This is a genomic window from Streptomyces sp. NPDC048441, assembly GCF_043200235.1.
Lineage (GTDB): Bacteria > Actinomycetota > Actinomycetes > Streptomycetales > Streptomycetaceae > Streptomyces.
In genome coordinates this window covers 39,090-56,661 of the sequence record NZ_JBICXM010000024.1, presented here as the reverse complement: position 1 = coordinate 56,661, position 17,572 = coordinate 39,090, and the positions used below count along the sequence as shown (strand labels likewise).

21 protein-coding genes and 2 pseudogenes are annotated in these 17,572 nt (G+C 69.2%); 11 read left to right on the top strand and 12 right to left on the bottom strand.

Going from position 1 to position 17,572, the window contains the following annotated elements:
• Nucleotides 1-130: 130 nt before the first annotated feature.
• Nucleotides 131-379 carry a hypothetical protein gene (locus tag ACGFSB_RS37100; protein ID WP_393408899.1) on the bottom strand — a complete coding sequence of 83 codons (249 nt, stop codon included), beginning with the start codon at nucleotides 377-379 and terminating at the stop codon, nucleotides 131-133.
• A 69-nt stretch (nucleotides 380-448) separates the two neighbouring features.
• On the opposite strand from ACGFSB_RS37100, the gene ACGFSB_RS37095 reads away from it, so the two are divergent.
• Complete coding sequence (locus ACGFSB_RS37095) at nucleotides 449-877, top strand: hypothetical protein (protein ID WP_393408896.1); 429 nt, start codon at nucleotides 449-451, stop codon at nucleotides 875-877.
• 6 nt (nucleotides 878-883) lie between these two features.
• Here ACGFSB_RS37095 and ACGFSB_RS37090 read toward each other — a convergent pair whose 3' ends face one another.
• Together ACGFSB_RS37090 and ACGFSB_RS37085 are read right to left on the bottom strand one after the other, a co-directional pair.
• Nucleotides 884-1,663: a YqjF family protein gene (locus ACGFSB_RS37090; protein ID WP_393408894.1), complete on the bottom strand. Its 780-nt coding sequence runs from the start codon at nucleotides 1,661-1,663 to the stop codon at nucleotides 884-886.
• A 119-nt stretch (nucleotides 1,664-1,782) separates the two neighbouring features.
• Nucleotides 1,783-2,193: a DUF5997 family protein gene (locus ACGFSB_RS37085; protein ID WP_393408892.1), complete on the bottom strand. Its 411-nt coding sequence runs from the start codon at nucleotides 2,191-2,193 to the stop codon at nucleotides 1,783-1,785.
• Nucleotides 2,194-2,251: 58 nt separating this feature from the next.
• Here ACGFSB_RS37085 and ACGFSB_RS37080 point away from each other — a divergent pair, with 58 nt between their 5' ends.
• The 4 genes from ACGFSB_RS37080 (at nucleotide 2,252) to ACGFSB_RS37065 (ending at nucleotide 4,081) form a co-directional block, all read left to right on the top strand.
• Entirely contained in the window at nucleotides 2,252-3,088 is an 837-nt protein-coding gene (locus ACGFSB_RS37080; protein WP_393408890.1) for a LysR family substrate-binding domain-containing protein, read from the top strand.
• 111 nt (nucleotides 3,089-3,199) lie between these two features.
• Complete coding sequence (locus tag ACGFSB_RS37075) at nucleotides 3,200-3,403, top strand: CsbD family protein (protein ID WP_393408888.1); 204 nt, start codon at nucleotides 3,200-3,202, stop codon at nucleotides 3,401-3,403.
• 98 nt (nucleotides 3,404-3,501) lie between these two features.
• On the top strand, nucleotides 3,502-3,732 hold the full coding sequence (locus ACGFSB_RS37070; RefSeq protein WP_393408885.1) for a hypothetical protein: 231 nt from the start codon (nucleotides 3,502-3,504) through the stop codon (nucleotides 3,730-3,732).
• 88 nt (nucleotides 3,733-3,820) lie between these two features.
• Nucleotides 3,821-4,081 (top strand): hypothetical protein, encoded by a 261-nt coding sequence (locus tag ACGFSB_RS37065; RefSeq protein ID WP_393408882.1) that lies wholly within the window; start codon nucleotides 3,821-3,823, stop codon nucleotides 4,079-4,081.
• A gap of 65 nt (nucleotides 4,082-4,146) precedes the next feature.
• Here the strand turns inward: ACGFSB_RS37065 and ACGFSB_RS37060 are convergent, their stop codons facing one another.
• Complete coding sequence (locus ACGFSB_RS37060) at nucleotides 4,147-4,578, bottom strand: VOC family protein (protein WP_393408879.1); 432 nt, start codon at nucleotides 4,576-4,578, stop codon at nucleotides 4,147-4,149.
• A gap of 34 nt (nucleotides 4,579-4,612) precedes the next feature.
• On the bottom strand, nucleotides 4,613-5,239 hold the full coding sequence (locus tag ACGFSB_RS37055) for a sigma-70 family RNA polymerase sigma factor (protein WP_393408876.1): 627 nt from the start codon (nucleotides 5,237-5,239) through the stop codon (nucleotides 4,613-4,615).
• A 129-nt stretch (nucleotides 5,240-5,368) separates the two neighbouring features.
• Here ACGFSB_RS37055 and ACGFSB_RS37050 point away from each other — a divergent pair, with 129 nt between their 5' ends.
• On the top strand, nucleotides 5,369-6,202 hold the full coding sequence (locus tag ACGFSB_RS37050; protein WP_393408873.1) for an alpha/beta fold hydrolase: 834 nt from the start codon (nucleotides 5,369-5,371) through the stop codon (nucleotides 6,200-6,202).
• Nucleotides 6,203-6,208: 6 nt separating this feature from the next.
• Here ACGFSB_RS37050 and ACGFSB_RS37045 read toward each other — a convergent pair whose 3' ends face one another.
• From ACGFSB_RS37045 to ACGFSB_RS37035, 3 genes are all read right to left on the bottom strand, one after another.
• On the bottom strand, nucleotides 6,209-7,540 hold the full coding sequence (locus tag ACGFSB_RS37045; RefSeq protein ID WP_393408870.1) for an enolase C-terminal domain-like protein: 1,332 nt from the start codon (nucleotides 7,538-7,540) through the stop codon (nucleotides 6,209-6,211).
• A 53-nt stretch (nucleotides 7,541-7,593) separates the two neighbouring features.
• A complete protein-coding gene (locus tag ACGFSB_RS37040; protein WP_393408867.1) occupies nucleotides 7,594-8,931 on the bottom strand; it encodes a gluconate:H+ symporter in 1,338 nt (445 codons plus the stop codon).
• 92 nt (nucleotides 8,932-9,023) lie between these two features.
• The gene (locus ACGFSB_RS37035) at nucleotides 9,024-9,989 is read right to left on the bottom strand and encodes a 5-dehydro-4-deoxyglucarate dehydratase (protein WP_393408865.1); all 966 of its coding nucleotides are present in this window, start codon (nucleotides 9,987-9,989) and stop codon (nucleotides 9,024-9,026) included.
• A 105-nt stretch (nucleotides 9,990-10,094) separates the two neighbouring features.
• Here ACGFSB_RS37035 and ACGFSB_RS37030 point away from each other — a divergent pair, with 105 nt between their 5' ends.
• Nucleotides 10,095-10,904, top strand: coding sequence for an IclR family transcriptional regulator (locus tag ACGFSB_RS37030; protein ID WP_393408862.1), 810 nt, complete (start codon nucleotides 10,095-10,097; stop codon nucleotides 10,902-10,904).
• Here the strand turns inward: ACGFSB_RS37030 and ACGFSB_RS37025 are convergent.
• The 4 genes and pseudogenes from ACGFSB_RS37025 to ACGFSB_RS37010 form a co-directional block, all read right to left on the bottom strand.
• Nucleotides 10,872-11,582 (bottom strand): TetR/AcrR family transcriptional regulator, encoded by a 711-nt coding sequence (locus tag ACGFSB_RS37025; RefSeq protein WP_393408859.1) that lies wholly within the window; start codon nucleotides 11,580-11,582, stop codon nucleotides 10,872-10,874. The genes ACGFSB_RS37030 and ACGFSB_RS37025 overlap by 33 nt on opposite strands.
• A 151-nt stretch (nucleotides 11,583-11,733) precedes the next feature.
• Nucleotides 11,734-11,904, bottom strand: a pseudogene (locus tag ACGFSB_RS37020) (VOC family protein); the annotation flags it as partial.
• A 103-nt stretch (nucleotides 11,905-12,007) separates the two neighbouring features.
• Entirely contained in the window at nucleotides 12,008-12,877 is an 870-nt protein-coding gene (locus ACGFSB_RS37015; RefSeq protein ID WP_393408856.1) for a class I SAM-dependent methyltransferase, read from the bottom strand.
• A gap of 475 nt (nucleotides 12,878-13,352) precedes the next feature.
• Nucleotides 13,353-13,829: pseudogene (locus tag ACGFSB_RS37010) on the bottom strand (AsnC family transcriptional regulator); the annotation flags it as partial.
• On the opposite strand from ACGFSB_RS37010, the gene ACGFSB_RS37005 reads away from it, so the two are divergent.
• The 4 genes from ACGFSB_RS37005 (at nucleotide 13,732) to ACGFSB_RS36990 (ending at nucleotide 17,444) form a co-directional block, all read left to right on the top strand.
• Nucleotides 13,732-14,175 carry a peptidase dimerization domain-containing protein gene (locus ACGFSB_RS37005; protein WP_393408907.1) on the top strand — a complete coding sequence of 148 codons (444 nt, stop codon included), beginning with the start codon at nucleotides 13,732-13,734 and terminating at the stop codon, nucleotides 14,173-14,175. The pseudogene ACGFSB_RS37010 and the gene ACGFSB_RS37005 sit on opposite strands and share 98 nt — an antisense overlap.
• Before the next feature lie 48 nt (nucleotides 14,176-14,223).
• Entirely contained in the window at nucleotides 14,224-15,939 is a 1,716-nt protein-coding gene (locus tag ACGFSB_RS37000) for an ABC-F family ATP-binding cassette domain-containing protein (protein WP_393408853.1), read from the top strand.
• 417 nt (nucleotides 15,940-16,356) lie between these two features.
• A complete protein-coding gene (locus tag ACGFSB_RS36995) occupies nucleotides 16,357-16,638 on the top strand; it encodes a hypothetical protein (protein ID WP_393408850.1) in 282 nt (93 codons plus the stop codon).
• Between the two features lie 173 nt (nucleotides 16,639-16,811).
• Nucleotides 16,812-17,444 (top strand): DUF1345 domain-containing protein, encoded by a 633-nt coding sequence (locus ACGFSB_RS36990; protein WP_393408847.1) that lies wholly within the window; start codon nucleotides 16,812-16,814, stop codon nucleotides 17,442-17,444.
• The last annotated feature ends 128 nt before the right edge of the window (nucleotides 17,445-17,572 follow it).

Sequence of the window (17,572 nt, the reverse complement as noted above, 5' to 3'; positions counted from 1 at the left end):
CCGCGCCCCCCGGCGCGCCCCCGGGGGGCGGCCCCCCCCGCGGGGGGGGGGGGGGGGGGCGCCCCCCCGGGGGCGGGGGGGGGGGGGGGGGGGGGGGGGGGGGGGGCCCCCCCCCCCCCCCCCCCCCGCGTCATGCCACTGCCACCGCTTCCCACAGCAGCTGCACCGGATGCCACGCGTTCCGCTCGGTCCCGTGGAAGATTTGGAAGATCTGCTGGCGGCAGGACACACCCGTGGCGACCACGACGGTGTCGGCGTCCGCCGCCTCGATCGCGGGGAACAGCCGGTCTTCGCCGACCGTCATCGACACGTCGTAGTGCTCGGACTCGAAGCCGAATGAACCCGCCATCCCGCAGCACCCGGCGTCCAGTTCGGACACCGAAACCCCTGGGATACGGCCAAGGAGCGCGACGGTCGCCGCCGTAGCGACCTCCGCCTTCTGATGGCAGTGACCGTGGTAAAGGAGCTTGCGTCCGGCGAGCCACGAGTCGTCGCGCAGCCGACCATCGACTACCTGGGCAAGCAGGTCGCTTCCATCCAGGCACCCCTCGTAGGCGCCCTGCTGATCTGCCTCATCGGCGCCCTGGTCTCCGCCTTCGCATCGACCACCGGAATGCTCGGAGCGCTGATCCCACTGGCCGTGCCCTTCCTGCTCGGCGGCGAGGTCGGAGCCGTCGGCCTCATCACGGCGCTCGCCATCTCCGCGTCCGTGGTGGACGCGTCGCCCTTCTCCACCAGTGGCGCGCTGGTCACCGCCAACACCCCGGAAGATCAACGCGACTTCGTGTTCCGCCGCCTCATGGCCTGGGGGCTCGGCATCAGTCTGGCCGGTCCCCTCGTCACCTGGGGCCTGTTCGTCGTGCCGAGCTCACTGTGACGGGCGTCAGGGAGTCGGGATGCCGCCGGGCCGGGCCGGACGCCCGAAACGGACCGGAACACCCGGCGAATACAGCACGCTCACCGGGTCACCGACCGGCTGGGGGAGCCCCGCGGCCGCGATCAGGTCCTCGTCGCACTCGATCAGATCGGCACGGTACAGCGGCCAGCGCGGATGCGCGTTCGGCAGGAACATCTGCCGTCCGAAGAACGTGTTGTGCATACCCCACCGAGCCGTCAGGAAGTGCTCGAAATCGTCGGGCTCCTCGACCCGCTCACCCACCCGGACGACGATGCGGCTGGCCACGCCCCGCGGGCCCGGCCAGCGTCTGGCACTCGTATACGTCACTGTGTCGCCGCTGCCGCTGTCGTCGCTGTGCCGGATGCTCATGCGCGACCACTGGTACGGCAGCCGGAAGGCGCCGCGCGCGACCGCGACCGGTATCAGGCGCGAGGCGTCGAGGGAGCGGAAGACGACACCGCGGCGACCGTGGGCGTCCACCGAGTAGAGGCGGACGTTGGTCTCGGGAAACGTACCCAGATAGGGGATGCCGGGGAGGCGGAACCAGCCGACCCGGTGCATACGGAACGCGACGAGGCCCACATAGGTCGCCCCGTCGTGAAGGTCGGGAACCGTCCCCGCCGGAAGGAGCGGCGCCACGTCCGCGGGATCGACCGCCCAGTGCAGGAAGGCGAGGTCCAGCCACGACTGCGTGAGCAGCGGATTCTCGGCGGACGTGGGCGGATCGGCGCTTATGGGTTCCGGGACGGACGGCGTGAGGACCACGGAATCAGGATCGCAGGACCCTTGGCCGGGCCGGGCATGGGGGTACGACGGGCGCAGGGCATGGCTGAGCCCCCGGTCACTGACAGGGTCAGCGATCGAGGGCTCAGGTCCGGGCGAGGTCAGGAACGCGGTCGGCGGTCCTGCTCCTGCTCGGCTCGCTCCGCGTTCTTCTCCTTGATGCGTACCGCTTCCTTGCGGACATCGGCCTGGGTGGCGCGTTCCTTCTGCAGCCACTCGGGGTTGTCCGTCTTCAGCGCGTCGATCTGCTCCGTGGTGAGGGCCTCGGTGACCCCGCCGCGCGCGAGACCGGCGATGGAGACGCCGAGCTTCGCCGCGACCACAGGCCGGGGGTGCGGGCCGGTGCGTCGAAGCTCCTGCAGCCACTCGGGCGGCTCGGTCTGAAGGGCGTTCAGCTCGGTGCGCGAGACGACACCCTCCTGGAACTCGGCGGGGGTGGCCTCGAGGTACACACCCAGCTTCTTCGCCGCGGTCGCGGGCTTCATGGTCTGGGCGGTCTGGTGCGACGTCATGGTCCCCAGGGTATCGAGCATGTGAGCTACCGCTGACCACGACCGGTAACCTGGCGAAGTGACAGACTCGCAAGAAACCCCTTCGTTCAGACTCGCGTACGTTCCGGGGGTGACCCCCACCAAATGGGTGCGGATCTGGAACGAACGGCGGCCGGACGTACCGCTGACCCTCGTCGCGGTGTCCCCGGGCGGAGCTTTCGGGCTGCTGCGGGGCGGCGACGCCGACGCGGGATTCGTACGCCTCCCGGTCGACCGTACGGACCTCAGTGCGATCCCCCTCTACACCGAGACGACGGTGGTCGTGGTCCCCAAGGACCACGCGGTAGCGGCGGTCGACGAGGTGTCCGCCGATGACCTGTCCGACGAGATCGTGCTGCATCCCCTCGACGACACCCTCGACTGGGAGAGCCTGCCGGGGTGCCCCGCGAACGAGCGCCCCGAGACGACGGAGGACGCCATCGAACTGGTCGCGGCGGGAGTGGGCGTCCTCGCCGTCCCCCAGTCGCTCGCCCGTCTGCACCACCGCAAGGACCTTACGTACCGGCCGCTCTCAGGAGCCCCCGAGTCGCGCGTCGCGCTGTCGTGGCCGGAGGACGCGACCACCGACCTGGTGGAGGACTTCATCGGCATCGTCCGAGGCCGCACCGTCAACAGCTCGCGAGGCCGCGCCCAGACTCCGGCGCAGACCCCGGCCTCGGACCAGCCGAAGCGCAAGCGCCCCGACGCGGGCGGCGGCGCACGGCGTAAACCGGCAGCCGGAGGAAAGCCGACCGGGAAGACCGGGAAGACCGGGAAGACCGCGAAAACCGGGAAGCCCGGCAAGAGCGCGCGGAGCGGTTCCGGCGGCGCCTCGAAGGGCGGCGGCAAGAAGGGCAAGCCCCGCCGTCGGCCGTAGCCACACGACCCTGCCCGCCGTCACACTGAGTAATGCTTGAGCAGGCGTGTTCAGTCTCTCCGACCTACGGTTGGCGAGGCAGGAGACCCCAGCTGAAACAAGGGAGTGACCATGGGTAACGACGGCGGCATGGACAAGCTCAAAGGCAAGGCCAAGGAGATGGCAGGAAAGGCCACCGGCAACGACCGTCGCGAGGCCGAGGGCAAGACGGACCAGGCCAAGGGCGAGGCCAAGAGCGCGATGGACTCCGCTCGCGACAAGGCCGAGGGCATGAAGGACTCCATGAAGGACTCCATGAAGCGCGACGGCTCCTGACGTTCGGCTCTCCAACGCCCCCGCCTGGTGCGGGGGCGTTTGTGCGTCACCTATGGGGCAGGCCGTGCCTTTGCGGACGGGAGGGAGTTGACCCCGATATGAAGAAGCGAAGCGTACTTGCCGTTGCCTCTCTGGCCGCCGGAGCCGTCATCGCCGTGATCAGTCCGCCCCAGGGAGCGGACACGGCGGAAACGAGGGAACCTGCCCAATCCGTGGGGATGCTGAGCGATTCCGGCGACGTCGACCCGCAGGTCGACAGTACGGTGCGGACGCCTGACACCGGCTTCGGTGTAAGCACCCCTGATGTCTCCGGTGACCGGACGCTCTGAGGTGACGGCGACGGTGACGGCGATGACTTGGAGGACCCGAATGCCCCGTACGCGACAAGCCCGGAAGAGAGCGGCCAGGCTCGCCGCAGTGCTGACACTGAGTCTGCTGACCATCCCGATGCTGGGCGGCACCGCCGCAGCCGGTGGTACGTGCTTCGCCACCCACGCCGATGCTCCGATCTACGCCGGGGACAACCCGTGGACGGAGATTGTCGGCTATCTCGATCCCGGCATCCCGGTGAACGGCACCCGCCAGGGCGCGGACGCCCTGTGGCAGGTCTCGGGCACCGACAACCACCAGCAGCTCGGCTTCATGAGGCCCGCCGACCTCACCTGCGACGGCGGCTGAGCGCGGCCGCATTTTCCGTCGACACCGGTGTGTGGATCTTCGGATCGAGAGCCGCTGTCGGGGCGTCAGTCGGCGAAGACCTGGGAGTCGTCGGCGAACGCCTTGAACTCCAGGGCGTTGCCCGCCGGGTCGTGGAGGAACATCGTCCACTGCTCCCCGGTTTCGCCTTCGAAGCGGACGTAGGGCTCTATGGCGAAGGCGGTGCCCGCGTCGCGGAGCCGGTGGGCGAGTTGGTGGAAGGCGGGGACGGCCAGGATCAGCCCGAAGTGCGGTACGGGAACGTCGTGGCCGTCGACCGGATTGTGGATGCGCCGGGGGCGGTCCGGCGCGAGATGGGTGACGAACTGGTGGCCATGGAGGTTCCAGTCCACCCAGGTGTCGGCGCTGCGGCCTTGTTCCAGGCCCAGGACTTCACCGTAGAAGTGCCGGGCGGCAGCCAGGTCGTCGACCGGCATGGCCAGGTGGAAGCGGGGGATCGACGAGTTGAGAACCGTCACGAGGGTCTCCTTCATCGGCGCGTGCTGTGTCGTCCTACGGTGACCGCCGCCTCAAGGGCTGGTCGTCGCTCCTGAGTTGGTCGCGCTGCAGCTGGTGGGCGAGTGTGCGGCGTACGGAGGGGGATGCCGGGGCGGGGGTGCTGATGGCGGCCTTGGCGGGGATGTCGAGAGCGCGGCCGATCTCGTCGTAGGCGCCCTGGTAGTCGGCGGGCAACTGGGTCCGGTGGAGCCTCAGGTCCTCTTCGAGGAGGCGTCGCAACGCGTCGACGTGCTCGGGTGCGAAGCGTTTCTTCCCCCGGGCGAGGGCGTGCACGTACCGAGTGCAGTGGGCGGTGTCGTCGAGGCGCTCGGAGACTTCCTCGGCCAGGCCCCACAGGCGTCCTTCGAGCCAAGGCGTGTCGTACTGGTGCAGGGAGAGCCCCATAGGGGGCTGCTGGTGCTGGTCGTCCGATCTGTACTTCGTCACCTGCTTCGACACGGCGGGCTGACTCATGTCGGTGAGCCTGGCGATTCTCTCCTGGGTCCAGCCGAAACCGACGAACAGTTTGATCATTTCGGCGCGCAGCTTGCGCATCTCGTCGCCCGCGCGGATGACGTCGTTCATGCCGGCGAGCATTCGCGCGGCCTGTTCCTCGGTCAGCGTCTCGGGGCTGCGGGGCATGCTCTCCTCATCAGCCATAACGCGGTTATATCTCGGAGCGGCCCGCCACCGCAACCAGTCCAAGGCGTGCCATAACCAAGTTGTATAACCTGGTTGTAAAGAAGGGTGGTGGCTGGCAAGATCCCCGCCATGCCTACCTTCTCCGCTCCTGACGGAACCCGGCTCGCCTACCGCACCCACGGTGCAGGCGACCCGCTCATCTGCATTCCCGGCGGCCCCGCGGACTCCGCCTACCTCGGCGACCTGGGCGGCCTTTCCGCGCATCGCCGGATGATCGTTCTGGACCTTCGCGGCACCGGCCGCTCCGCGCTGCCCGACGACACGTCCTCCTACCGCTGCGATCGACTTGTCGACGATGTCGAAGCCCTGCGCCACCACCTCGGACTCTCGCGCATGGACCTGCTCGCCCACTCCGCCGGCGCGAACATCGCGACGCAGTACGCGGCCCGACACCCCGGCAACATCGGCAGACTCGTCCTGATCACTCCCAGCACACGGTCAGTCGGCGTCGACATCACCGGACAGATGCGAAACGAGCTCGCCCAGCTACGAAGGGACGAGCAGTGGTTCCCGGCGGCGTCCGCCGCGCTGGAGGAGATCGCCCAGGGCACGGGCGGTGACTGGGAGGCCATCGCTCCCTTCTTCTACGGCCGATGGGACGCCGAGGCGCGTCGCCACCACGCGGCCGGGCAGCCGGACAACCAGGAAGCGGTCGCTCTCTTCGCGGCCGAAGGCGCCTTCACCCCGGACTCCACGCGTGCCGGGCTCGCCGCCTTCAAGGCCCCGGTGCTGCTGCTCGCGGGGGAGTGGGACCTGAACAGCCCTCCGCGAGCGTTGGCCGAGGTGGCGGGCCTGCTCCCTGCTGCCGCACTCGACGTGCAGCCGGGGGCAGGCCACTATCCCTGGCTCGACGACGCCGACCGGTTCGTGGCGAGCGTCGCCGCGTTCCTGGCGGAGGCGTAAGGAAGCTCAGCGCACCAGGCAGGGCCGCTTGTTGTCGAACTGCCAGTCCGGGATGAGGTAGCGCATCCCGGCCGCGTCGTCGCGCGCTCCCAGGGACTTCTGCCGGTACAGGTCGTGGGCCGCGAGAAGGCGGTCCATGTCGAGCTCGACACCCAGGCCGGGGGAGTCGGGGATCGCGATCTCCCCTCCGACGATGCGGGGCGGGTCGGTGGTGAGGCGTTCCAGGCCTTCCTGCCAGATCCAGTGCGTGTCCAGGGCGTTGTAGTCGCCGGGGGCCGCGGCCCCGCAGTGGGCGACCATGGCCAGGGAGATGTCGAAGTGGTTGTTGGAGTGGCAACCCCAGGTGAGACCCATCGCATTGCAGAGCTGCGCCACCCGTACGGAACCCTGCATGGTCCAGAAGTGCGGGTCGGCGAGGGGGATGGAGACCGACTGGAGGGCCAGGGCGTGGGTCAGCTGCCGCCAGTCGGTGGCGACCATGTTGGTGGCGGTCGGCAGCCCCGTGGCGCGGCGGAACTCGGCCAGGATCTCGCGGCCCGAGTAGCCTCCTTCCGCCCCGCAGGGGTCCTCGGCGTAGGCGAGCGTGTCGGTCAGGGGCGTGCACAGCTCGATCGCCTCGCGCAGGGACCACGCACCGTTGGGGTCGAGGGTGATGCGGGCCTGGGGGAAACGCTCCTTCAGCGCCCGTACGGCCGCGACTTCCTCGGCGCCCTCCAGGACACCGCCCTTGAGCTTGAAGTCCCGGAATCCGTAACGGTCGTACGCGGCTTCGGCCTGCCGGACGATCGCCTCGGGGGACAAGGCCTCTTCGTGCCGAATACGGTGCCAGTCGACAGGGGAGTCGGGTTCGCGGGCGTACTCCAGATCGGTGCGGTCGGGGTCACCGACGTAGAAGAGGTAGCCGAGTACGCGGACGGAGTCGCGTTGCTTGCCGTCGCCGAGCAGGGCCGCGACAGGAACGTCGAGATGCTGTCCCAGGAGGTCGAGCAGCGCCGATTCGACGGCGGTGACGGCGTGGACGGCGGTGCGCAGGTCGAAGGTCTGGGCGCCTCGGCCGCCCGCGTCGCGGTCGGCGAAACGGTCGCCGATCTCGCGCAGGACCCGCTTGTAGTCACCGACTCGGGCGCCGACGACGAGGGACTCGGCATCGCGCAGGGTCTGGGTGATCTTCTCGCCGCCCGGTACTTCGCCAACACCTGTACGGCCTTCGGAGTCCTGGATGACCACGATGTTGCGGGTGAAGTAGGGGCTGTGCGCGCCGGAGAGGTTCAGCTCCATGCAGTCCCGGCCTGCGACCGGGTAGACGGTGAACGCGGTGACGGTCGGCTGCCGTTTCATGATCACAGGTTCCTCAGATAGGGGAGGGCGGTAGGGAGGGGAAGGCGAGTGCTTCAGAGGCTGAGGACGTCCAGGGCCCATTCGACCGCGAGTACGCCGCCGAGGCCGAGGAGTGCGAGCACCGTCGTATACGTGGTGCGGACCTTGATCGCCTCGATGACCGAGAGGTTGAAGTACTCCTTGAACAGCCAGAATCCGGGGTCGTTGACGTGGGAGAACGCGATCGAGCCGCAGGACACGGCGAGCACCAGGATCTCGGGGTGGACGCCGCTGCCCGCCAGGAGGGGGAGCACCACACCTGAGGCAGTGACGACGGCGACCGTGGCGGAGCCGAGGGCGATGCGGAGGATGACCGCGATGAGCCAGGCGAGGATCAGCGGTGAGATGGTCCAGCCGTGGGTGACGTCCTTGATGTAGTCGGAGATGCCGCCTTCGACGAGTACGTTCTTGAAGGCGCCGCCCGCTCCGATCACCAGCAGGATCATCGCCATGGCCTGGGCCGCCGATGCGCAGGAGGCGCTGACGTCGGACAGGCTGCGGCCGATGCGCGGTCCGAACGCCCAGATCGCCAGGAGAAGCGTCAGCATCAGCGCGATCGGTGCCGAGCCGATGAAGGCGATGAAGTGGAGGAACGGGCTCTCTCCGGAGGTGACCATCTCGGTCACCGAAGCACCGGCGATCAGTACGACGGGGAAGAGGGTCACGGTGAGGGCCCAGCCCATGCCGGGCAGCTCCGCGTCGGCGAACTCGCGCTCGCTGACCAGGCCTTTGGGGATGGAGGGGTGCATCGCCTTGATGAACGGAAGACGCGGCCACACCAGGGCGATCAGCGCACCGGCCGGGATCGCGATGAACAGGCCGTAGAGCAGCGTCAGGCCGACGGATGCGTGGAATGTCGCGGCCACGGCGGTGGGGCCCGGGTGCGGCGGCAGGAAGCTGTGCATCGTGGAGAGGGTGATGGACATCGGGAGGCCGATCCACAGGAGGTTCGCCCCTGTGACGCGTACGAGGGTGAACGCGATCGGCACAATGATGATGAAGGCGACCTCGTAGAACATGGTGACGCCGATCAGCATGGACGTGACCACCATCGCCACCTGGACCCACCGTGGTCCGAAGGCGTCCAGCATCTTGTTGGCTATGCGCTGTGCGGCACCGGAGTCCCCCATGACGCGGCCGACCATGGCACCGAGCCCGATGGTCAGCATCGTGTCGCCGATCTGGTCGCCGATGCCTCCCGAGAGGACGTCCGGGATCGTCGCCACCGGAATCCCCTGTACCAGGGCGACACCGACCGCCACGAGCAGAAGAGCGGCGAAACCGTTCAGTTTCAGCCTGGTCATGAGGAACAAAAGGATCAAGACGCTGATCCCGACTACGACGAGCGGCATTTCAGTTCCCCTTTGAACTGTGGATCAAGTCGTCGGCGGACTCCGCCGGATCAAGCAGGGGGGACTCCGGGGCGAAGGCCCCTGGCGGCCGGTCAGACGGTGCGACGCAGGTCTGCGACCAGGTCAAGACCGGTGTGCAGCACCTTCTCGAGTACGGCGATGTCGGCCGGTCCGGGGTCGGTGAGGGGCGCGCGCACCGGTCCTACCGGCAGACCGCGCAGCCGGGCGGCGGCCTTGACCAGCGAGACGGCATAACCGGGCACGCGGTCGCGCAACTCGACCAGTGGGACGTAGAACTCCCGGAGCCAGGTGTCCACCGCCGCGTCGTCCCGCTCCCGCAGAGCGGTGAAGAAGGCGTGGGCGATCTCGGGGGCGAAGGCATGGACGGCCGATGAGTAGGCCGGGACGCCGACCGTGGCGTAGGCGCGGGCCTGGATCTCCGCGGTGGAGGCACCGTTGAAGAAGAGGAAGCCGTCGGGGGCGGCGAGCGTGAGGCGCTGAAGCCGGTCGAGGTCGCTGTGCCCGTCCTTGAGGCCGATGACGGTGGGGATCTCGGCGATCCGGCGCAGGGCGGCGGCGTCGAAAGTGACCTGGCCGCGCTGGTACGCGATGAGAGGCAGCCGGGTGCCGGCGGCGATCCGGCGCACCTGTTCCACCAGGCCGTCCTGCGGCGCCTCCACCAAGTAGTGGGGCATCACCAACAGGGCGTCCGCGCCCGCCTCTTCCGCGATCCGGGCGAACCGCACCGCCTGGGCCCAGCCGTACCCCACGCCCGCCACCACCGGCAGACGGCCGTCGGCGACCTCGACCGCGACGCCGACGACCGCGCGATACTCCTCCTCGTCGAGCGAGAAGAACTCGCCGGTGCCGCACGCGGGGAACACCGCGCCAGGCTCCGCCGCCAACTGCGCTGTCATATATGCCCGGTAGGACTCCAGGTCGAGGCTGCCGTCGCTCCGCAGACTCGTGAGCGGGAAGGACAGCACTCCACGTGCCATGCCCTCACGCAGCCGCTGGGCGATGTCCTCGGCCCTCGGCCTCGTACTGAACTTGTTCATGAATCTCATCTCTATATGCAGATGGCGTCCACGTATGAGAATGGAGGCTAGATTGATGAACCACCGGGGTCAATGGACAAAGTGCCGCGGATCTACGATGGGCCCATGGCGGAGAGCGGAAAGGACCGCGGGACCGGCTCGGGCGTCCGCGGGGTGAAGTCGGCGCTCCGCACAGTGGCGTTGCTGGAGCTGCTCGCGGCGCGTGGCGACCGGCCTGCCCGCCTGGACGAGCTCGCCGAAGAGTTGGATGTGCCGCGCAGCAGCATGTATCAACTGCTGCAGACGCTCGTCGACTGCGGCTGGGTGCGCGGCGACACCACCGGATCGCTCTACGGCATCGGTATTCGCACACTGCTCACGGGTACGAGCTACCTCGACAGTGACGTGAGCGTACGTACGGTCCGCCCGTACCTCGACGAGGCGTCCGATGCCCTCGGCGAGACGATCCACCTGGCACGGCTCGACGGCCCGCACGTCGTCTACCTCGCGACCCGCGAATCCCACGAGTACGCGCGCACCATCAGCCGGGTCGGCCGCCGCGTTCCCGCGCACGCCGGGGCCCTGGGCAAGGCGCTGCTCGCTGAGCGCCCGGACGCTGAACTTCCGCTACCGGACGGCCCGTTGGCCGCCTTCACGCCGAACACGCACACTGATGTCGCCGCGCTGCTAGCCGATCTCGAGGGGGTTCGTGAGCGCGGCTACGCCATCGACCGCGAGGAGACGGTGACCGGCCTCGCGGGCTTCGGCTTCGCCCTGCGGCATGAGGCACCGGCCACCGACGCCATCAGCTGCTCGGTTCCCGTGGCCAGGCTCACCGAAGAACACCAGGGCCGCGTCGTGTCCGTCATGCGGGAGATCCAGGCGAAGATCGAGACGCTTCTGTCACGCGCTTCGGGTGCGCCCGACTGGCGTTGACGGCGAGAACTCTTCCAGTTCCGCCGCGAACAGCAGGGCGGGGTCGAAACCCATGCCGGTGAAGTGTCCCGCGAGTTCCAGGGACAGGACGCCGTGCAGCCGGGTCCAGAAGGTCAGGGCACTGCGGAGGGTGGCGGGCGGGGCGGGATGGTCGCCTGCCCACTGTCGGTGGTCCTCGAGGTGCGCGTCGAGCGGCGTCACCGCGCTGTCCGGGGGCGTCACGGGGCAGGCGTCGAGCAAGGTCGCCATGATCTGCTGCGCGATGGCGGTGATGTCGTCGGGTGCGTGATAGCCGGGGACGGGCGTGCCGTAGATGAGGAAGTACCGCTGCGGATCATCCAGGGCCCAGCCCCGCAGGGCGTGCGCCAGCGTGGTCAGGTCCGGGCCTGGCGCGGAGCTTGCGCCGGCCTTGGACGCGTCGGAGGCCTCGGAAGCCTGGCGAAAAGTGTCGGCGAGGCTGCGGTAGGCATCCTTGATGAGCCCGGTGATCAGCTCGTCGCGGCCGGCGTAGTACCGGTAGAGGGCGGGCCCGCTCAGGCCCATCCGCTTGGCGATGGCATTGAGCGACAGTGCGGAGGCTCCGGCGGTGGCGATCTGCTCCCAGGCGTGGTCCTTGATCTCCGTGCGCACCTGGGCGCGGTAGCGCTCGCGCGGGGTGGTCGCGCCGGACTCCGCCATGGCGTGCCTCTTTCGAATCTTGTCAGCTACAGACTCAAGGTATAGTTAGAAGCTATCACGCAGCTCTTTGCGTTGCCTATTCGCGAGCATGAGGGCTTCATTAGGGCTTCTAACTAACGGCAAGACCATTAAGTATCGAGCTGGCGCTGTGTCATCGGTGGCCCAGCACATTGACCACCTTGCCGTTGGGGTCGCGGACGAAGAACCGGCGTACGCCCCACTCCTCGTCCTGCAAGGGGTGCACGATCTCCGCGCCGCTCGCTCGCATCACCGCGTAGGCCGCGTCCACGTCGTCCACCTCGACGCTCATGTCGGGCATGACTCGGCCGATGGAAATGAGCAACTCCTGACGACAGCATGACGGATGGGCGGAAGAACGGAAGGGCGGAAGGCGACGGGATGAGACGGGATGGCCGAGGTGTGAGTCAGGTGGTGGCCAGCACGAGGTCCTCCCCGGTCGACGGGCGGAGGCCGTCCGCCCGATGCGCGAAGTAGCGTTCGGCCAGTGCGGATCCCGATACGTGCTCGGCCTCCTTGAACCCCGCGTCACGAGCCAGTGCCACCATCTCCTGCGGCGTGTAGAAGCTGATGAACGGTGTTCCGGCTGCTTCCGCCTGTGGCTTGGTGGCCTCGAGTGCGGGACGGTCGGCGTCATCGAGGAGTTCTGCCGGAAGCATGAACGTCATGGCGAGCGTCGAGCCGGAAGCGAGCCCGGCGAGCCGCCGCAGGGTCGCCGTGGTGGCGTCTTTGGTGAGGTACATGGTGACGCCGGTGCAGACGACGACCGCGGGCCGGTCGGGATCGAAACCGGCGTCGGTCAGCTGCTTCCACCAGTCCCCGCCCGCCTCGAAGTCGACGGGCACCAGGCGCAGCCAGTCGGGGACGCCGTAGCCGAGCTCGATCAGCCGTCGGCGTTTCCAGGCCTGGGTGTCCGGCTGGTCGATCTCGAACACCCGCAGGTGGGAGGCGAACTCGGGCCTGCGCTGGGCGAAGGTGTCAAGTCCTGCCCCCAGGAGGACGTACTGGGCGACCCCGTGGCCGACCTGCTCGGCAACCAGATCCTCGACGAAACGAGCACGGGCGACAATGGCCGCCCGGAACCCGCTGGTGGTGCGGGGTTCCATGTCCGGGCGTCTCCGCCATCCCTCGCCAGGGGCCGCGAGCAGCAGGCCGATCTCGTCCTCGATCACGTGCGGCGGCGGGTCGGCCTGCACATGCAGTGCCCGCCAGAGGGCGACCCGCACCGCGGTGCTGTCCGGCACCTCGTTCCGCTCGCGGTTCTGCTCGTCCGCCACGATGTCCCCTCTCCTCACGGTCAGTTCTTGCTCGGAGCCTAGGGCCTGGCAGGCCCCCGTCGGGGCCATGAACACGGACACGGACACCGGCACGGACAGAGTCAGGGCGGGGGTCGCACCAGAGCCCTGACCGGTAGGCGAAGGCGACCAGTTGGTCGCGGGCGCGGGCACCGACCACCGGGCCCATGCGTTTGATCGTGTGCAGGCCGACGATGCGGTCGGTGACGGTCAGCGTGGGGAGGCGGGCGCAGAGCGCGGTCTCGCGGCGCTGGATGTCGGCGATGTCGTGCACCCAGAGAGTGGCGAGCACATTGGCGGTGCCGGTGACCCCCGCCACCAGCCGGCATTCGGAGAGTGCGGCGAGAGTTCGGTGGACGGCGCCCAGGTCGCGGGCCGGGGCCTGGGCGAGCAGGGTGACCGGGACCGGGTGGCCTGCCAGCGGGGCGGCGAGGTCGCAGCGGAAGGTGAGCACCCCCGAGTCCGTGAGGCGGCTCAGCCTGCGGCGGACGGTGGCGGAGCTGGTGCCGGTACGGTCGGCAAGATCGGTCAGAGCGAGGCGGCCGTCGTGGACCAACGCGTCGAGCAGGGAGCGGTCGACGGCGTCGAGACCGAGCGTGCGGACCTGATCGGCCACCGCGGAGGCGGAGTTGCCCAGGGCGGACAGCTGGGCGGGGTCCAGGGAGCGAAGCCGCCATCGGCTCCCCTCGACGTACAGCGAAGTGGCGATGAGGTACTGGACCGAGGTGATGCCGGGCAGCCGGTCCAGCGTCTCGGTCACGAAGCGACCGAGCGAGGCGAGGTCGGGGACAAGGACGTCGAGGAACAGGTCGGCGCTGCCGGGTGCGGTCACCTCGATGGTGGCGGCCTCCGGGAGCGCGCTGAGCGCGTCGGTCAGCCGGGACCGCGCTCCGGTTCGCCAGCAACTGCCGCCCGGCGCGCTGGTACACGGCATCGTCACGGAGGGCGGCCAGGCCGTGAACGTCATCCCGGCCCGCGCCCGCGCCCGTTACGAAGTCCGGGCCCCTTCCATGGAGTTGCTGTCCGACGTACGCGCGAGGGTGCGGGCCTGCTTCGAAGCAGGCGCCCTGGCCAGCGGCGCCGAACTCGAACTGAGCCGCCACGGGCAGGACTTCGCCGAGCTGCGCCAGGACCCGTACATGACGGAGGCGTACGTCGAGGCTGCCCGCACCCTTGGCCGTACGGTGACGTCCCGGCAGGGCGAGACCCTGGCCTCCACGGACATGGGCAACGTCTCGCGCCTGCTGCGGCGTGGCTCAGACGTCGCAGGCAGCACCTGATCGGTCATACTGACGCGCGGTATCCAACAGAAGGAGTGCGTGCGGCGTATGGCGTTCGGAGTTGGCTCAAGGCAGCCGGACAAGGACCAGTCCCGTTCGCAGGACGTCCTGTCCGGCGACCACCGCTCCGCGCACCTCCTCGCCGAGAACCTGCACTGCGTGCTCGGCGACCGGCTGGTGCTGCGCGATGTCTCGCTGAAGGTGTCCCGGGGCGAGCGGGTGGGCTTGATCGGCGAGAACGGCCGCGGCAAGTCGACGCTGCTGCGCGCCCTCGCCGGTGAACTGCCGCCGCAGCGCGGTGAGGTCGTGCGCGCGGTCGCGGGCCAGGTGGGGTTCCTGCCGCAGCAGCCTGACTTCCCGGCCGGTACGACGATCGAGGATGTGCTCGCGCGGGCGACCGCGGAGTTCGGCGAACTGGCCGAACGGATGCGTGCGGCCGAGGAGTTGATGTCGTCCGGCAAGGATGACGGCCACGATCTGAGCGAGGTGCTCGGCGAGTACGGTCGTCTCCAGGACGAGTTCGCCCGACGCGGCGGCTGGGAACTCGACGCCCGCGTCGGCGAGGTGCTCACGGTCTTCGGCCTCGGCGGTGTGGACCGGCTCCGGCCCACGCAGACGCTGTCCGGTGGTGAGCTGTCCCGCCTGGCACTCGCCGCGCTGGTCCTCACCGAACCCGCCGGGCTGCTGCTCGACGAGCCGACGAATCACCTGGACGACCGTGCGGTGGACTGGCTCGTCCAGTGGCTGACCCGGTATCAGGGACCTTGCCTCATCGCGTCGCACGATCGTGCGCTCCTCGACACCGCAGTCACCGCCATCGTCGATCTGGACGGCTCCCGCGGCTCCACCGTGCGTTACGGCGGCGGCTACCGCGACTATCTCGACGCACGCGCCGCGGCGCAAGCACGTTGGTGGCAGCAGTACCGCGACTGGCGCCAGGACCTCGCGGAGACCCGGCGGCGGATCGACAAGGCCGGTAGCTCCGGCCGCATCTTCAGCGGGATGCAGGACAGCGACAAGATGTCGTACAACCTCGCCGGTGGCGCTGCCCAGGCCGCCGCCGCCCGCGCCACTCGCGCGGCCCGGCAGCACCTGGGGCGGCTGCTCGACGAGGAAGTACTGCGCCCGCCCGAGCCGCTGGCCTTCCAGCCGCCGGAGAGCGCGGAGCTGCCCGACGGTGTGCTGATCAGGGCCGAGGGCCTGGTCGTTGGCGACGTGGTGCGCGGCGTGGACCTGGAACTCTCTCCCGGCTCGCTTTATGTGATCACCGGGCCGAACGGCGCGGGCAAGTCCACGCTGCTGTCCGTACTGGCGGGCAGACGGGAGCCTGACGCGGGTGTCGTCGTACGCGAACCGGGGCTACGCATCGGCTATCTGCCGCAGGAGAGTCACTTCTCCGAGGAGCGGCGCGGCGTCCTCGACGCCTTCGCCGCGCACCGCGCGGCCTACGTGGACGACGCGGCGAGGGAACTGACCAGGTTCGGCCTGTTCGGCACGGCGGAATTCAATGTGCCGGTGAACCGCCTTTCGGTAGGCCAGCTGCGACGACTCGAGCTCGCGATGCTCTTCTCGCAGCGCCCCCACCTGCTGCTGCTCGACGAGCCGAGCAACCATCTCAGCCTGAGCCTGGTCGAGCAGTTGCAGGAGGCGGTGGAGCGTTTCACCGGCCCGGTCGTGATGGTTACCCACGACCGCGCGCTGCGCGAACACCATCGGGACGGACTGCTGGAGCTGGCCGACGGGCAGCTGCTCAAGCCGGCCTGACCCCACAACCTCGGCACAACTTCGGCGCGCCCTCAGGAGTGTGGAACATGGTGACGGGGGAACGGTGCAGGCGGTTGTCGGGTATGACGGGCGGGTGCTGCTGATCGATCGGAAACGCCGACCCGAAGCGCCCGGCCGACGCCGGCGCGAGCGCCTGCTCCGCCCGCTCGGCAGCAGGTCGGAGGCGCGCCGGGCCATGGGACCGGCCGACGCGGCAGGGGCGTCCGCCTGTGACGCCGCACCTTTCCCGTGCCTGGCCGCCCTTGCCGGGGCCGGCTGCTCGGGCAGCACGGAGGGCGGCCGGCGGGCGGAGCCGATCAGCAGCGACCAGGACAGGTCGGTCAAATGTACGAATGTTCCGTCGCGGCCCGCTTGCCGCGCTTCGGTCGGCGGCGCTAGACCGAGGGAGCGGTAGGCGTGCAGGATCGCGACGGTCGCCCGGTGTCGCGTCTGCCGGGCGTCGTCCCGCGACGCAGGCGTCTCCAGCAGTTCCGCGAGCTCACGCAAGGCCGTGGCCACGGCGAATCGCTGTGGACGGTCCGGGTGCACGAGCCACCCCGAGACGCCGAGCAGCCAGGCGACCACGGCTCCAGCCCCGGCCACCACGACCACCGCGTCCAGCGCGAGAACGCGAGCGCGGCGCGGGTAGGGCAGGTTGCGCCCGAAGGTGGTGGTGAACGAGCCCAGCATGGAGACTGAGCCGCCGCACCGATAACGGGACGCCGCCGACCCTGCCAGGGCACGACAGAGAACGGGCGGCGCGAAAAGGGCATGTCCCGGTATATGTCACCTGAGTCCGGCGGTCCCTGATCAGCGGAGCGGGCGGCCCTTCACCAGGCTGACCAGCGGTGAAAGGACTACCGTCATGGTCTGTGAGTACCTTGTTGCCCCGTTCCGCCGTTCCGCGGCTGGGTGCCGCGGTGGTCGTCGGAGCGGTGGCTGGCGCAGTCGTGGGAGTGGTGAGCGACATCCTGCTGGGGGTTCTCGCCGGTATCGCCGCGACAGAACTCGCCTTCGTCGTGGCGGGCTGGATGGTGCTGTGGCCGATGGACGCCACAGCCACCCGCGCCAATGCCCGCCGTGAAGACTTCCGGCCCGTCACCGAGGAACTCGTGGTCGTCGCCGCCGCCTTGAGCGGACTGGTCGCCATCGTGCTGCTGCTTCTGCTCGGCGATTCCGATTCCGGCCACGTGGCGGCCGCGGCCGCGCTCGGCGGCGTATTCATGTCCTGGGCAGCGCTCCATCTGATGTATGCGGCCCGATATGCGTTCCTGTACTACACGGCTGCGGGAGGGATCGACTTCAACTCCGATGACCCGCCGGCGTACCGGGACTTCCTCTACTTCAGTTACAACCTCGGCATGACCTACCAGGTGTCCGACACGGATGTCTCGAGTTCGACGATCCGCTCGGTGGTCCTACGGCACTCGGTGCTGTCCTACGTCTTCGGCACCAGCATCCTCGCCACGACCATCAACCTCGTCACCGGAATCGTCACCGGCTGATCCGGGCAGGCCGGCAACGAGCGGAGGAGTCGGTCCCTCAGCCGAGCGCGTCATTGTCGGCGCCAAGGACAAGCACCCTTTCGCGGGGCAAGACGCTTTTCCCGTCTTCATTTCGCTCCACTTGCAGA